This window comes from Nostoc sp. DedVER02, from assembly GCF_034530675.2.
Taxonomy (GTDB): domain Bacteria; phylum Cyanobacteriota; class Cyanobacteriia; order Cyanobacteriales; family Nostocaceae; genus Nostoc.
Genome location: NZ_JAVRCP020000023.1, coordinates 36,902 through 52,576, shown reverse-complemented (window position 1 = coordinate 52,576; position 15,675 = coordinate 36,902). Strand labels below are relative to the sequence as shown.

The window sequence follows — 15,675 nt, the reverse complement described above, 5'->3', positions numbered from 1 at the left end:
GCTTTTATCCTAAACCGAATAGTTTTGCGATCGCAGGCAATAATTTATTACCCGCTTCAACTAATGTAGCGATCGCAGGTAAGCCTGTAAATATCCCTTTCAACATGGTGATTGCTGTTTTTGCAGTCTTCTGCTTGGTGGATTCTTGAGGATTTTTACCTGCTTCTGCTAAAGCTTGCACCTGTTCTAGCGCTTCGGCTTTCTCTTCTTCTGGTAAATATGTGGATTGGATGATTGCATCTTGCAACTGCGACAATAATTCTTTGATTCCTAGTTTCTCGGTATCGGTTGCATCAGGTAACTCATTGAGGGCAATGCTCACATTACCGCTGCTGGTTCCTAGATTAGCAATCTGCGCTAACAAAATTCAAACATTTTAGACAATTTCAGACGGAGATTTAAACCCCAACTGAAATTGTCTTTAATTTTGAATTTTGAATTTTGAATTTTGAATTGTTAATGCCTGAGTTGGTATCCAGACAGTAAAAATGGAGCCAATACTGATGGTTGATTCTACTTCAATCCGCCCCCGATGGAGTTCTACAAGTTGTTTAGTTAAAGCTAATCCAAGCCCAGTACCTTCGTAGCGGCGGCGATAGGGTGTATCGAGTTGTTGAAATTTCTCAAACAGTAATGGTAATTGTTCTTCGCGGATGCCAATCCCGGTATCTTCCACTTGAAAAATAGCGGTATCATCTTCCACCCAAAGGCGCAAGGTAACGCTACCACTTTCGGGGGTAAATTTAATCGCATTAGTTAACAAATTCCAGAGAATTTGTTCTACTCGTTTTGCATCAGCGATGAAGCGATCGCGTCTGGGATCGATTTGCAAATCAAGGTTGAGATTAATTTGTTCGCTTATTGCTTTGTTTCGCAATGATTCTATAGCATTTTCGGCAACATTCACCAAAGAAAATTCCGAAATATTTAAAGCTGTCTTCCCAGCCTCGATTTGCGATAAATCGAGGATGTCATTAATCATTCCTAATAAATGTTCTCCACTATCGTGGATTTTTTGCAGATAATCGCGTTGTCGTTGGCTCAATTCACCAAAAGGCCAACGTAACAATGTAGACGACATCCCAATCACATAGGTTAAAGGCGTGAGTAATTCGTGACTGATGGTAGCGAGAAATTCACTTCTGAGGCGGCTAGCAGCTTCGGCGGCGAGGAGGGCATCACGTAGCCCGATTGTGCGTTCAATCACTCGTTGTTCGAGAGTTTGTTTTTCTTGGGTGAGGGTTTGCATTAACTCAGCTTGGTGAATTGCGATCGCTAATTGTTCAGCAATAGAAGTCAGCAAGCTTTTTTCGCTATCACTCCATTGACGTGGTTTATTGCACTGATGAGCAATCAGCAATCCCCACAGTTTCTCTTCAAATATAATCGGTGCTGCTAACTTAGCTCTAACTTGGCTTTCCCTTAAAAAATTCAACAAGCACTCTTCTAGAGCATAACTTTTCTCGACATCATCCACAGCTAAGATAAAACCTTGGCGATACTTCTCCCAACATTGGGAGGTTCGCATAAAGCAATTTTTTTCCGTGTAATTTAATACAGATATAATTGCATCCGTAGCACGGGCTTCATAAACAATATAACCCCCATATCGTTGGTAGTCTTCTAGTGAACATTGATTATTTACTGAGATAGAAATTGAGCCTTTATTGTTACCTTCTTGTGTAGAAGACTGGTATTGTTGAGTACTGACTTTGGAATCTTCAAATTTATAAATTACTAATCTGTCTAATTCTAGAAACTCACGCACCTGCGTAACCGCAGTTGCCATAATCACATCCAAATCAAGGCTTTTGCGGATCTGCGTTGTTACCTGATTCAACAACCGTTCTTGGTAAATCTGTTTTTTTAAAGCATCTTCCACCGGTTGACAGATATAAACTGACGGTGCAGTTGGGCTTGGAGGTGCTATTATTTCTTGGTTTGGCTGAGTTAGGAGATATTCTAATAACAGCAGAGTAAATTGACTTTGGAGCGTGGCATCATTAGGTCTAATAATTTGGCGATAGGATTCGAGATTTTGATGAGTATAGGAATCGCATTCAAACAAATCTCTCAATTCGTGCATAAAGGAGGCGATCGCCTCTAAATTAAATGTCAACTTAGCATTGAGTCCCGTTAGCGGATAGCTATGGTTTAGCCCGTCCTGAGTAGGTAGTTGTTCTCCCTGCTCCCCTTGCTCAAAATTTCCTAACAAAAGCGTACTAAATTGTTCAGAAACCACTAACGTAAACCTTTGTCTTTGCCACTCCACAGGTATGTAAATCCGCGCTAAAACATCTTCTGTCAATACCAGAGTGGCACTTCCTAATCTTTGAGCCATCTGCTCTAACAATTCGCCAAGCTGATTAAATACAACAATAGGCAAGGTTCGAGAAAAGCTCAAATCAGAAGAACTAAGCATTTTTTATCATTACTAGTAACAGGGGGCTAAATGCAGGGAAAAAGTTTGTTTTGCTCGTGTAATAAATAATAGTTTAAGACAGTAATAAAACATTATGCATCGTATAAGTAGTACATCGGGTGGATGGAATCAGTCAGAGGGTTTAATTTTTCTGGAACAAACTCCAGCGCCTTTTGTATTGATTACGGCTGCGGATACCGACATTCAAACTTTAGCAGTTGCTGTTCCCAAATTACCTGCACATTTTCCGGCATTAAGAGTCGCCAACCTGTTGCAGTTGCAGCAACAGTTAAGTATAGATACTTATGGAGAGCAAGTTTTGGAACTCGCCCAGGTAATTATTTTGCGGCTCTTGGGAGGACGTTCTTATTGGAGTTATGGCTTAGAAGTAGTACAAGAAATTGTGCAACGTAATGGTAGAAACCTCATTGTAATGCCAGGTGACGATGCTTTTGATCCCGACTTAATTTCTCAGTCTACCGTACCTGTTGGTATTGCTAACCAGGTATGGCAGTATTTTAGTGAAGGCGGCGTAGAAAATTTTGTTAATGCTCTCCAATTTATCTCTGATAATTGCCTGTTAACTGCATACAATCCGCCGTTACCCCGGCCGATTCCGCGCGTGGGGTTGTATGAATGGGGAGTGGGGATTGGGGGACAAGGGGACAAGGGGACTGATTCATCCACCTCAGAACTGGATTCATCCACCTCAGAACTCCGTTCATCGACTTCGGAACCTCATTCCCAATGCCCAATGCCCCATGCCCCATGCCCCATGCCCAAAGTCGGCATTCTTTTCTACCGCGCCCATTATTTAGCTGGAAATACAAAAGTAATTGATGCTTTATGCCAAGCTTTGGTACAGAAAAATTTACAACCAGTGCCAGTGTTTGTTTCTTCATTGCGTGAACCCGATGTTCAAACGGAGTTAAGTGAATTTTTCCAACCCAAAGAAGGCGAATCAATAACTGTGCTACTCAACACCACAAGTTTTTCTCTAGCACGGTTAGAAAGTGAAACACCCCAAGTTGAATTATGGGAAAAATTAGATGTACCTGTATTGCAGGTAATCCTTAGTGGCGGATCGATTGAGCAGTGGGAGTCACAGTTTCAAGGGCTTTCTCCCCGCGATATTGGGATGAATGTGGCGCTACCAGAAGTAGACGGACGGATTATTACTCGTGCTGTGTCTTTTAAAGCTGTACAAACTCGTAACCCCCATTTAGAGACAGATGTGGTAATTTATGAGCCAGTGAGCGATCGCATCGAGTTCGTTGCTAAACTAGCAGCAAACTGGGCGCGTCTACGTTCCAAACCACCCCAAGAACGGCGAATTGCCCTAATTTTGGCAAATTACCCCAACCGCAATGGACGGCTTGCCAATGGCGTAGGACTAGACACTCCAGCTAGTTGTGTAGAAATCCTGCAAGCTCTACATCTAGCTGGATATGAAGTAGAAAATCCACCTGCTCAAGGAGATGAGTTGATTCAACGCCTGACAGATGGCGTAACAAACGATCCCGAAGGACAAGAATCACTTCCAGTACACCAAAGTCTTTCTTGGGAAAAATACCAAGAATATTTCGCTTCTTTACCGCCAGCAGTTCAGCAAGGTATTGGTGAAAGGTGGGGAATGGGGGAAGAAGCAAGGGAGCAGGGAGCAGGGAGCAGGGGAGAAGAGTTTTCACCTCTGCCCCCTGTACCCCGCCCCTCTGCCTCTATCGCCGTTCCCGGAATTCAACTCGGCAACATCTTTGTGGGAATTCAGCCACCAAGGGGTTATGATAATGACCCCACCTTGAATTATCATGCGCCGGATTTAGAACCAACCCATGCTTATTTAGCTTTCTATTATTGGATTAGAGAATGTTTTGGTGCTGATGCTGTAGTTCATGTAGGGAAACACGGAAATCTAGAATGGCTACCCGGTAAAAGTGTGGCTTTATCCAGCAATTGTTATCCAGAAGTGGCTCTCGGCGCACTTCCTCACCTGTACCCCTTTATTGTCAACGATCCTGGTGAAGGTTCCCAAGCTAAACGTCGTGCCCAAGCGGTGATTATAGATCACCTAACGCCGCCAATGACTCGTGCGGAACTCTACGGTTCTTTGCAACAGCTAGAAAATTTAATTGATGAGTATTATGAAGCAGACAGTTTAGATCCTTCACGTTTGCCAGTAATTCGCGATCGCATCCGCGAACTGGTAATCAAAGAAAATCTCCATCTAGATTTAGGAATCGAAAATGAAACCGAAATTTTTAATTCGGAATCTCTAGTTTTGAATTCTATCGGTGGCTATTTGTGTGAATTGAAAGAAGCCCAAATCCGCGACGGCTTGCACATTTTTGGGCAATGTCCCCAAGGAAGGCAGCTACGAGACTTAATAGTAGCGATCGCTCGCATACCCAATCGCCATTCTTCAGGTATTACCCGTGCCATCGCTCAAGATTGGAATTTAGACTTCGATCCCCTCACAGCCGATTTGTCAATGCCTAGCGGTCAATATTCGCTAGTCAATGGCACAGAATGCCGAACCATCGGCGATATTGTCGAAGTCCTAGAAGAACACGCCGCCCTCCTAGTAGAACAATTAATAAATCAAAATTCTTGTAGAGACGCGATTCATCGCGTCTTTGCTGAGGAGGGAGACGCGATTCATCACGTCTTTACTTGGATACGCGATCGCCTTCTCCCAGCTTTACAACAAACCGATCAAGAAATCACCCACTTATTACACGGACTAGATGGCAGATACGTCCCCAGCGCCCCATCTGGCGCACCCACGCGCGGCCGCCCAGAAGTTTTACCAACAGGAAAAAACTTTTATTCTGTCGATATTCGCGCCATTCCCACAGAGACAGCTTGGGATATCGGGAGAAAAGCTGCTGAAACCCTGGTTGAATATTACACTCAAGAGCATGGTGAATATCCCAAAACATTAGGTTTGTCATTGTGGGGCACAGCCACAATGAGAACAGGTGGTGATGATATTGCCGAAGCTTTGGCTTTACTCGGAGTTCAGCCTGTGTGGGATGGTGCAGCGCGGCGAGTAGTGGATTTTGAAATTTTGCCCTTAGCGATTTTGGGACGGCCTCGTGTAGATGTCACCTTGCGAATTTCGGGATTCTTCCGCGATGCTTTTCCCAACTTAATAGACTTATTCGATCAAGCGGTATCAGCAGTAGCAGATTTAGATGAACCGCCAGAACAAAATCCCTTAGCGGATACAGTTCGCCAAGAGACTGAATTGTGGACAAGCCAAGGATTAACTTTACAAGAAGCCGTGGTGCGATCGCGCTATCGCATCTTTGGTTCTCGCCCAGGCGCTTACGGCGCAGGACTCCAAGGCTTAATCGAATCACAAAACTGGACAGACGACCAAGATTTAGCCCGCGCCTATATTAACTGGAGTTCTTACGCCTACTCATCGGGAGCAGGGGAGGCAGGGGAGCAGGGAGCAGGGAGCAGGGGGGAAATAATCAATTCCCAATCCCCAATCCCCAATACCGAAGCCTTCAAGCAACGCTTATCCCAAATGCAAGTTGTCCTGCACAATCAAGATAACCGCGAACACGATTTACTCGATTCTGATGATTATTACCAATTTCAGGGTGGTTTAACAGCTGCGGTGCGCTCTCTACAAGGAAAAAACCCCCAAACTTATTTTGGTGATAATTCCATACCCGCCCAACCACGAGTCCGCCAACTCAAAGAAGAAATTGCCCGAGTGTATCGTTCTCGCGTAGTTAATCCCAAGTGGATTGCCGGAGTTATGCGCCACGGTTACAAAGGTGCTTTTGAAATGGCGGCGACAGTAGATTTTTTATTCGCCTATGATGCTACAGCTAAATGTGTCGAAGATTATATGTATCAAGGCATAGTAGAGGCTTACTTGCTCGATCCATCTGTGTCTGAATTTATTCAGGAAAAGAACCCTTACGCTCTGCGTGATATTGCTGAAAAATTATTGGAAGCACACAAGCGCAATTTGTGGGAAGATGTATGTATAGAAACATTAGAAGCTTTGAGGAACCTAGTACATCAAGCTGAAGCAGTGATCGAAGAAAAATCAATGGTGTAGGAAACAAATATGGAAAATCTTGCGTATTTGCACCTAGCTTTCGCCTACGAAGATAGCAACCCCAGTGAATTGGTATCCCTCAGTTCTTTGTTTAACAAAGCAGCTGCGCCAGACTGGAAACGGCTTTCTGGTAGAGCTTGGAAGTATATGTTGCCCCTTGCTCTGTCTCTCTCCATTCTTGGCGCTGTCAGCAGCGTCATAGCATTAGAAAGAGGCGATCAAGGCCCTTCTGTCAGAAATCTCCAACAAAAGTTAAAAACAGCAGGTTTTTACCAAGCTTCTGTCACCCAAGTATATGACGCATCCACACAAGAAGCTGTGCGCCGCTTCCAAAAGGCCGCCGGTTTACCAGTGGACGGCATTGTTGGAGCAAACACCCTGCAAAAATTAGAAAACTGGCAAGCTAACAGGCCCAGTACTACAAATAGACAAGCAAAAAAAGCCACTGTTGTAAGTACACAAGCCACAAAGCCCAGCACTACTACAGCAACTACCCAGCGCCGTAATTCCAATTACCTTACTAAAGGTGATGAAGGTGAAAATGTCAGGGCTTTACAAGAACGCTTAAGAGTCGCCGGCTTTTATTACGGGAACGCCACAGGAATTTTTGGCCCAATTACCGAAGAAGCTGTGAAGCGGTTCCAAGATGCTTATAAATTAAGCGTTGATGGAGTTGTTGGCCCAGCAACATTAGCTAAATTGCCGGGAGTTGGCATCGGTGATGGTGAAGAGGCTCCCCAAAAGGTAGTCAATCGAGATAAACTCCGTGTAGGCGATCGCGGTGAGCCAGTTAGAGTTATCCAAGAACAATTGATCCAAGCAGGATATTTAGAGGGAGAGCCAAATGGTTACTATGGCCCCTATACTGCCGACGCTGTAAGGAGATTCCAGGCAGCAAACTACTTGAAAGCAAGCGGTGTTGCCGGCCCAACTACCAGAGCTAAATTATATAGCTCAGTTAATACTGCTAGCAAAAGCGAATTTAATACCCTAGAAATCCAAACGCGACTACGGGAGCGGGGTTTTTATAAAGGCAAGTTGAACGGTGTGATGGCAGATGACACCAAAAAAGCGATTAAACAAGCTCAAGAATTCTACGGCATTAGCCTTAAGGATCTTAAGAGCGGACGCTTCTAGCATCCGCTTTGGTGTTGCTAGTATCAGTCCCCAACTCGTTGCTAGCCTCCAGTAACAGCAAATTACGAACTGCTCAAAATTTTACTTATTTGGTTAATTTGAGTAGTTTCGTCTTGTCATCCACCCAAGTGCTAAAGCGGCATCAGCGCCCGTTGGCACTTGGGACACACTGCATGAATGGTCATTTGACAGTCAAGCAGGTGGAAACCTTCTTTTTGAGCGGTTTTCGACCCAATTTTTAAAATAGAGTCATTTTTAAACTCAATAGTTGAGTTGCATCTCACACAAATTAAGTGATGGTGATGATGGGGATAGGGCTGGTTGATCTCATAATGCTTATGTCCTTCGCCCAGTTCTAGTTCTCGTAAAATTCCCATCCTTGCCATCAACTTCAAAGTCCGATAAATAGTTGACAGACTGATCCCTTCACCATCAGTTTCTAGCCGATGATAAAGATCCTCCGCGCTCAAATGTTCACCTTGCGGAAGTTCTTGAAAAATGTGTAAAATTGTTTCACGCTGGGGAGTTAATCGCCAGCCGCGATCGTTCAGTTCTGCCTTGAGTGAAGTAGTTGTGTAGACAGTCATACTAATATTTCTCAACAAAGCTCGTTAATTGAGAATATAACAAATCTTGGGAGCAATTTGCAACAATCATTGCCTATTGAGAATTTATGCTAAATATTTAAGAACAATTCATCAAATCTAAATCAAAATTCAACTAATAACCTGTAATGTATTTAATTTGTATACAGTTAATAGTTAGGATACTTGTAACGAGTGTATTCCTTGACTTTAAATTTTGAACAAGTGAATTTTGAATTGCTTAGTTAATCTCACCTTCAAGATATCTAAGTAAAGGTATGGGGAAACTATTGTACAACTAAATGCAAATTATTTGCTGTAAGCCTCTTAAAATCTTTTAACAAAAATTTAGAAGGTTAATTCTCCCCTCTCACAGACAGCAAGTTCTGTGTCAGTGTCTAAATCCCCATTGCAAAACTTAATTACGAATTACGAATTAGCAATTATTTTAATGTCCTTTGTCCCTAGTCATTTGTCAAATTTAGTTTTTTAATGACAAATGACTAATGACAAGTGACTCTTAACATTAATTAACTTAGAGATTCCAAATAATCGCGGATAAGGTTGCGACGCTTGGGTTGGCGTAGCTTTTGCAAAGCCTTGGATTCTATTTGTCTAACTCGTTCGCGCGATAAGTCAAGAGCGCGGCCAATTTCTGCTAAAGAATAAGGATGACCATCAGCCAAACCAAACCGCATCAAAATTACATCGCGTTCCCGGCTAGTCAAATCTGACAGAAGATGATGCAAATCTCTTTGTAAAGATTCTCGCATTAACATTTCTTCTGGAGTTACAGAGTCAGTTTCGAGTAATTCGCCTAATTCAGTGTCTTTATCTTTGCCGACTTTGGTTTCCAAAGAAACGGAGCGAGGAACCCGTAACAAAACTTCTCGTACTTGGGTTGGTGTCATCTCTAACTCAGTTGCTAAATCTTCTAGAGTTGGAGTGCGCCCTTTTTCTTGAGCAATTTTGCGTTGGGCTTTTTTGATTTTGTTTAACTTTTCGGTAATATGGACAGGGAGGCGAATGGTGCGACTAGAAGTTGCGATCGCTCTTGTAATTCCCTGACGAATCCACCAGTAAGCATAAGTACTGAAGCGATAACCCTTTGTTGGGTCAAATTTTTCTACAGCCCGCTCCAAACCTAGTGTGCCTTCTTGGACTAAATCTAACAATTCTAAACCACGATTTTGATATTTCTTAGCAACAGACACAACTAGGCGAAGATTAGCCTTAATCATGTGTTCTTTTGCTTGCAATCCTTGGGACTGAACTTGCTCCAACTCTTCTACAGTCAACTTGGCAATTTCTGCCCAGCGACGTTTGCCTTCTGCCAAAGTCGGTCTGAGATCGGACAAAATTATGTCAGCAGTAGCAGCCCACCTTTCTAAAGACGGGCGATGTCCTAGTTCTGAGGTTAGACGTTCTTGAACTTCAATTAATCTCAGATAGGGTGTAATCACTTCATCTCCTTGCTTTGCGGCGTTAGCAAGTACTATCCGCATCCGCAAGTAACGTTGGACTTTTTGAGCTTCTGAAACCTCTTCATCTCGCCCCAACAAGCGAACCCGACCAATTTCTTGGAGGTATAGGCGTACCAGGTCTGTACTCCGGCGGTTAGTGCTTGCAGCAAAGTTAGCATTGTCAGCAGAAGCCAGTTCTAGCTCCTGTAGGTCATCTACCGATAACTCGCTTTCATCAACCGTGAGATCCGAGTCCAAAGCCTGGCGAGACTTTTTGGCGTTGTAGGGTGCGTCTGCATAAAAAGATGTTGCTGGCATAAAAGATCGTCTCAATGGCTCCAGGTAACAATAGATTTCGGTCAGCTTAGATTACGGTCAGCTATTCAACTGTTGCTATTGTTCCCGTGATTTACGATGAACTAACATAGTTGAACGTTCCATTACAATTTTTTTAGAAAATAACTGTAATGGTTTTATTGGATACAGTATTACTGGACTTAATTGGCTGCTAAATTTTTGATTTAACCAATAGCTATGCAAATTGGCAGCTAGGCTTTCAATATTTCAACTACTTAGTTAACATTTCAACCTTGACGGTTCTGATAGTAACTTTTGTAACACAGTATAAACATCCTTGAGTGAATGTCATCTTTATATTTGGCATAGTCACATTTACATGGCTACAAAAGTAATATCCTGACGATTTAGCAATTTTTTCTCAGGATTATTTAGGTATAAGTAGAACTAATAAATATTGGAGAAGTGATTAAGATTAACGGCAAAAATCCTATCGATACGGAGAAAGAAAAAGCAGGGAAGTTATTAAATACTCTCTCCGTAGTCCATCAAGCTAATGAAAGCCTACTATGTAGTAAGTACTTCAGTACTTAATATAAGGACTAAAGTCTTTACTACAAACTTATTTAGCCAGCATAGTTAACTTGACAGACTACTAACTAGTAGTTGTACTCTGGCTTGATATCTCGCAGCATCAGTTCATCAAGTGCTTGTCGGGGTGTGACTTCGCCTTGAAGTAACCGATAAACTTGCTCGGTAATTGGAACCGGAATGTTTTGTTGCTTGGCTCGTTGCATCAAAACCTGGCAAGTGTTTACTCCTTCAGCAGTTCCTGGTAAATTTGCAAGAGTTTCTTGAAGTGTTTTACCACCAGCTAGCTGATAGCCGACTTGATAGTTGCGACTTAAGGGACTATTGCAGGTTGCTAACAAGTCTCCAAGACCGGATAATCCATAAAAGGTTTCCGTCTTTGCACCCCAGTCATTACCGATGCGAACCATTTCTGTCAGTCCACGGGTGACTAAAGCAGCTTTGGCATTTGTTCCTAGATGTAAACCATCGCATACACCAGCTGCGATCGCAATCACATTTTTCAGTGTTCCCCCCAGTTCCACTCCCAAGGGGTCGGGATTGGTATATACCCGAAAACGATGAGAAGAAAATACTAATTGCACTTCTTCCGCAGCCGTGGGAATGTTACTAGCTACCACCGTTGCTGCTGGTAACTCTAGTTGAATTTCTTTAGATAAATTCGGCCCAGATAAAACAACCACTGCATGGTTAGGGAATATTGTTTGCCAAATTTGTGAAGGCATACAGGTAGTTTCGGGGTCTAAGCCTTTCGTCGCCGTCACAAAAATTGCTTCTGGAGAAACGGGGAAAGATTGGACTTGGGAAGCAACATCTCTCACACCAATCATCGAGATAGCCGATAGGATTATTTGGGCATCTTCTAAAACTGCTTCCATTCGGGAACCTTGACGCGACCACACACGCACCTGATGACCATTGGCCGCGGCGAGATTTGCCAGAGATGCACCCCAAGCACCCGCACCCAAAATTGCTACAGATTTTGAATTAGTCATTAATTAACATTCTCCCCATCACCCAATCACCCCATTCTCTTAGCAATCTAAAATCTAAAATTGACTGCGGGGATAACGTTCCATTAATTCCCTGACTTGCTCTGCATGATATGAGCTTCTTGTCAATGGTGAAGAGACAATTTGTAAAAATCCGATTTCTTCGCCGAATGCTTTCCAAGCAGCAAATTGTTCTGGGTTGATAAATTCATTTACTTGTAAATGTTTTTGACTGGGTTGGAGATATTGCCCAATGGTCAAAATATCGCAATCTACGGTTCGCAAGTCTTGCATGACTTGACGAATTTCGGCATCAGTTTCACCGAGTCCAACCATAATCCCGGATTTGGTGTATGTGCTAGGAGAAAGTTGGCGAGTTCGCTGTAATAATTCTAATGTGCGATCGTAGTTTCCTTGAGGACGCACCCGGCGATACAGGCGTGGAACAGTTTCGGTATTGTGGTTTAAGACCTCTGGGGCAGCTTGTAGAATCAACTCTAGAGCATTCCAATTACCGCATAAGTCAGGAATTAGTACTTCAATTGTAGTGTTAGGTGAAACAGAGCGAACCGCATCAATACACGCCACAAACTGAGATGCACCACCATCAAACAAGTCATCTCGGTTGACAGAAGTGATTACTACATGATTAAGTTTCATGCGGCGAACAGCTTCTGCCAGTCGTGTAGGTTCCGTGGGGTCTAGTGCTTTGGGTTTTTTTTCAAAATCAATATCGCAATAGGGACAAGCGCGTGTACAAGCCGGGCCCATAATCAAAAACGTGGCAGTCCCAGCGTTGAAGCATTCGCCAATATTGGGACAGGATGCTTCCTCGCAAACTGTATTGAGGGATAAATCCCGCAAAATGTCTTTAACGTTACCGATGCGCTCACGCCCAGGTGCTTTTACCCGCAACCAGTCTGGTTTTACAGTCACAATCCGCTTTTACCACTAGAGTTATACAAATTTAATCGTAGCAAGCAAAGCCTTGGGTGAAGCGATCGTATATATATAGATGTAATTCTGTGATTTGGTACAGGTTATGATATTCTTAATTTACAATGCCATTTTTATGGCGGGATGTGGCGCAGCTTGGTAGCGCACTTCGTTCGGGACGAAGGGGCCGCTGGTTCGAATCCAGTCATCCCGATTTTTGGAGCGTGACAAATTCTTGATTATTTATTTTGAGGCTAGGCTAATGAGCATTTTTTCAAAAATTCTCAACACAGGCTCCTCTCCATTGTCTCTAGTAAAAATACTATAATTTGGGTGAGAATTGATTTCAATTAACCAATATTGATTATCTCGATCTAAGACGATATCTAAACCACCATAATCGATATCCAATTCTTCAAAAATTGGTTTAGCGAAACTAGCAATCTCTGACAAGATTTGTGGGTCATCGATGTACTTTGCTTTCGCACCATCCCAGTGGAGAGGGCTAAGGTTGCCTACAAATTTTGCATGAGTTATATCTTTTTCATAGAGCAAAACTAACTCTTTATTTAAAAAAACGGCTCTATACTCAGATTTTATTTGAATAAACTCTTGAGCGATCGCAACGTAATCATACTTTTTATTATTGACATTAAAAATCTCTTTTAAAGCAGTTTCAACTTCATCTGTATTGTGACATAAAAACACGTTATGCCCACTTGAACCAGAATTACGTTTAACAATTACGGGCGTTTCAAAGTTGTTTTTGATTTCTAGTATAATATCTTCAAAACTGGGGAATTTTAAGTAAATCTTATATTGTAGGTCACAAAAAGGAGAAAGAAAACCTACTGTCCGAGGAAGCTTAACTTTTTTCTTTAAAATATGGTAAGTATATTCCTTATCTTTAATAATTTGTGCTACTGCTTGATTTATTATCGGAGTACTATAATTGCAAAAATAATGTTGTTTATTATTTAGTTTTATTTTTACTAAGTTTTCAGCCGGATGAATAATTTCATAGCTGATGTTTAAGTTTTCACAAGCTTTGAGCAATAGCGAAAGGTTATCTAACATAAATACTTTAAGTTAAAAGTCCCAATTAAGTGTTGATATTAATTATTGCAGAACACTAACTTTACTTTAAATAATTCGAATAATTACGAATTATGTAAAGCCTGCGGCATAGCTGCGCTTATAGCGTAGCAGTAGCGAGTATTCAAGCATCATTACGAATTCCGAATTACGAAGTTGTTTGCCGTTTAAAAATCACCATCTCAGTACCGACAACTGGGTTACGCGCTATCAGCTTATCTTGGGAGTCGATAATTTCTAAATGAGTAAAATCAAGTTCTTGAGAGCGTTGTAATATCTCCGCAGCTAGATTATCCTGCTGAGATTCTTTGAGAGCGTACCAATCGTCACTAATTTTGACAGTCAAGTTACTCGTGCGGAAGTTGGCTTGAATTGACTTTATCAGACCAGAGGCAATGCGATCGCTAATTTCAGCCACCTGATTTTCAATAGCCGCAATCAAGGCTTGTTCTGGTGTCAATTCTATGACTGGTGTTGGCGTTGGTATTGGTGTGGGAATTGGTTCCAGTTTCGGTTCTAGTGTTGGTTCCGGTTCTGGCGGTGGCGTAATTTCCTCTGGTGGCTGTGGCGGCGGCGGTTCTGGTGCAACTGACTCCGGTGGAGTAGTTATTGTTGGTGTCGGTGCAGGAACCTCTTCAACTGGGGGAACTGTTGCTATTTCAGTAGGTTTACCAGTAAAGACAGTTGCAGTTGTCCAAACGAGAATTACAGCAATTCCTGTAACAATTCCCGTCAAAGCAATATCTGATAATTTTGTTGACAAATTCGATGGCAAAAACAAGCGGATTGTCCTTAATAGTCCACCCCATCGCAACTGAAGCTGCTGGAAAAAACTGGGTTTTTCCTCATTACCAGGTGGGGGTGCTGTCTCCAGTTTCTCCACTGTTGTTTCTAAAACCCCAATCGTTCCTTGGAGAAGTTGGATAATTTTAGCCTTCCAAAATGGCTGAACTCTCTGGTAAGGTTTTTGGGGAGGTTGTACCTGCTCATCCGTCGGTTTTGATTGATTGTCTTGTGACATGGAACTTTCACCAAAAGCAGCGAATCAAAGACAAACAACGTACATTATTACTGGTGCTGCCTTCTTTTGCCTTAATGTATCACTTCATTGCTCATTGTTTCCGCTAAACTGACTATTTATTAAATTTGGTGAATTATGAACCTGAAACGTCGTCAATTTTTATTTTTAAGTAGCTTCAGCGCCATTAGTACAGGATTTTTAAGCTGGATGTTTACTCATCAAAATCATTCAAGTGCTGATATTACCGATTCAACGACAGCTATAGCCGCCAATTCACCGAAAAAAGATTTGTTATTACGTTTTGTATCTGTGGCTGATACGGGGACTGGCGCTAAAGGACAGTATGCTGTGGCTGGGGCAATGAATGCCTATCACAAACAAAATCCTTATGATTTAGTTGTTTTAGCTGGAGACAACATTTACAACAACGGCGAAATTGAAAAAATAGGCGAAGTTTTTGAGCGTCCTTATCAACCTTTGCTGAAACAAGGTGTGAAATTTCAGGCTTGTTTAGGTAATCACGATATTCGCACTGCTAATGGCGATTTACAAGTGAAATATGTTGGCTTTAATATGAAGGGACGTTACTACACATTTAAACGTAATCAAGTACAATTTTTTGCTTTAGATACTAACAGTAATGCTGATTGGAAAAACCAGCTAACTTGGTTAGAAAAAGAATTAAGTCTTAGTAATGCTCCGTGGAAAGTGGTGTTTGGTCATCATCCGATTTATTCATCGGGTCAGTATGGGAGTAATCCAGATTTTATTAAAACTTTTACTCCTCTATTTAAAAAATACGGCGTTCAACTTTATATCAATGGTCACGAACATAATTATGAACGCACTCGTGCTATTGATGGTACAACTTATTTAATTTGTGGTGCGGGTGCTGGTAATCGTCCTGTAGGGCGTTCAGAGTGGACAGGGTATTCTACCAGCGATTTAAGTTTTGCTTCTTATGAGGTGTATAAAGATAGAATAGAAATAAGTGCGATCGCTACTAATAATCGCATTTTCGATAAAGGTATTATTCAATTAAAATCAGCTTAGTTA

Annotated in this window: 11 protein-coding genes and 1 tRNA gene; 4 read left to right on the top strand and 8 right to left on the bottom strand. The window is 42.1% G+C overall.

All coding sequences use genetic code 11. The features are described from left to right. Window positions 1-4 precede the first annotated feature (4 nt). Window positions 5-322 (bottom strand): hypothetical protein, encoded by a 318-nt coding sequence (locus RMZ41_RS21450; protein ID WP_322641091.1) that lies wholly within the window; start codon window positions 320-322, stop codon window positions 5-7. A gap of 99 nt (window positions 323-421) precedes the next feature. Beyond that, entirely contained in the window at window positions 422-2,422 is a 2,001-nt protein-coding gene (locus RMZ41_RS21445) for a GAF domain-containing sensor histidine kinase (protein ID WP_322641090.1), read from the bottom strand. 94 nt (window positions 2,423-2,516) lie between these two features. On the opposite strand from RMZ41_RS21445, the gene cobN reads away from it, so the two are divergent. Both cobN and RMZ41_RS21435 read left to right on the top strand, forming a co-directional pair. Then, on the top strand, window positions 2,517-6,503 hold the full coding sequence (gene cobN / locus RMZ41_RS21440; protein WP_322641089.1) for a cobaltochelatase subunit CobN: 3,987 nt from the start codon (window positions 2,517-2,519) through the stop codon (window positions 6,501-6,503). 9 nt (window positions 6,504-6,512) lie between these two features. Further along, window positions 6,513-7,640 carry a peptidoglycan-binding protein gene (locus RMZ41_RS21435; RefSeq protein ID WP_322641088.1) on the top strand — a complete coding sequence of 376 codons (1,128 nt, stop codon included), beginning with the start codon at window positions 6,513-6,515 and terminating at the stop codon, window positions 7,638-7,640. 131 nt (window positions 7,641-7,771) lie between these two features. On the opposite strand, the gene RMZ41_RS21430 is transcribed toward RMZ41_RS21435, so the two are convergent. From RMZ41_RS21430 to lipA, 4 genes are all read right to left on the bottom strand, one after another. Next, on the bottom strand, window positions 7,772-8,227 hold the full coding sequence (locus tag RMZ41_RS21430; protein ID WP_292844215.1) for a Fur family transcriptional regulator: 456 nt from the start codon (window positions 8,225-8,227) through the stop codon (window positions 7,772-7,774). Between the two features lie 527 nt (window positions 8,228-8,754). Continuing rightward, window positions 8,755-10,005: an RNA polymerase sigma factor SigC gene (gene sigC, locus RMZ41_RS21425; RefSeq protein WP_322641087.1), complete on the bottom strand. Its 1,251-nt coding sequence runs from the start codon at window positions 10,003-10,005 to the stop codon at window positions 8,755-8,757. Between the two features lie 638 nt (window positions 10,006-10,643). Continuing rightward, window positions 10,644-11,570: an NAD(P)H-dependent glycerol-3-phosphate dehydrogenase gene (locus tag RMZ41_RS21420; RefSeq protein ID WP_322641086.1), complete on the bottom strand. Its 927-nt coding sequence runs from the start codon at window positions 11,568-11,570 to the stop codon at window positions 10,644-10,646. Window positions 11,571-11,624: 54 nt separating this feature from the next. Beyond that, window positions 11,625-12,503: a lipoyl synthase gene (gene lipA, locus RMZ41_RS21415; RefSeq protein ID WP_322641085.1), complete on the bottom strand. Its 879-nt coding sequence runs from the start codon at window positions 12,501-12,503 to the stop codon at window positions 11,625-11,627. Window positions 12,504-12,643: 140 nt separating this feature from the next. Here lipA and RMZ41_RS21410 point away from each other — a divergent pair. Beyond that, window positions 12,644-12,717 (top strand) — tRNA-Pro (locus RMZ41_RS21410). A 29-nt stretch (window positions 12,718-12,746) separates the two neighbouring features. Here RMZ41_RS21410 and RMZ41_RS21405 read toward each other — a convergent pair. Both RMZ41_RS21405 and RMZ41_RS21400 read right to left on the bottom strand, forming a co-directional pair. Then, window positions 12,747-13,580, bottom strand: coding sequence for a RimK family alpha-L-glutamate ligase (locus RMZ41_RS21405; RefSeq protein WP_322641084.1), 834 nt, complete (start codon window positions 13,578-13,580; stop codon window positions 12,747-12,749). Between the two features lie 166 nt (window positions 13,581-13,746). Further along, a complete protein-coding gene (locus RMZ41_RS21400) occupies window positions 13,747-14,619 on the bottom strand; it encodes a hypothetical protein (protein ID WP_322641083.1) in 873 nt (290 codons plus the stop codon). 135 nt (window positions 14,620-14,754) lie between these two features. Between RMZ41_RS21400 and RMZ41_RS21395 the strand changes: the two genes are divergently transcribed. Continuing rightward, the gene (locus tag RMZ41_RS21395; RefSeq protein WP_322641082.1) at window positions 14,755-15,672 is read left to right on the top strand and encodes a metallophosphoesterase family protein; all 918 of its coding nucleotides are present in this window, start codon (window positions 14,755-14,757) and stop codon (window positions 15,670-15,672) included. Window positions 15,673-15,675 lie beyond the last annotated feature (3 nt).

Coding starts and splice junctions, on each gene's coding strand:
- RMZ41_RS21445 (WP_322641090.1), bottom strand. CDS start 2,422: ATGCTTAGTTCTTCTGATTTGAGCTTTTCTCGAACCTTGCCTATTGTT.
- cobN (WP_322641089.1), top strand. CDS start 2,517: ATGCATCGTATAAGTAGTACATCGGGTGGATGGAATCAGTCAGAGGGT.
- RMZ41_RS21435 (WP_322641088.1), top strand. CDS start 6,513: ATGGAAAATCTTGCGTATTTGCACCTAGCTTTCGCCTACGAAGATAGC.
- RMZ41_RS21430 (WP_292844215.1), bottom strand. CDS start 8,227: ATGACTGTCTACACAACTACTTCACTCAAGGCAGAACTGAACGATCGC.
- sigC (WP_322641087.1), bottom strand. CDS start 10,005: ATGCCAGCAACATCTTTTTATGCAGACGCACCCTACAACGCCAAAAAG.
- RMZ41_RS21420 (WP_322641086.1), bottom strand. CDS start 11,570: ATGACTAATTCAAAATCTGTAGCAATTTTGGGTGCGGGTGCTTGGGGT.
- RMZ41_RS21405 (WP_322641084.1), bottom strand. CDS start 13,580: ATGTTAGATAACCTTTCGCTATTGCTCAAAGCTTGTGAAAACTTAAAC.
- RMZ41_RS21400 (WP_322641083.1), bottom strand. CDS start 14,619: ATGTCACAAGACAATCAATCAAAACCGACGGATGAGCAGGTACAACCT.
- RMZ41_RS21395 (WP_322641082.1), top strand. CDS start 14,755: ATGAACCTGAAACGTCGTCAATTTTTATTTTTAAGTAGCTTCAGCGCC.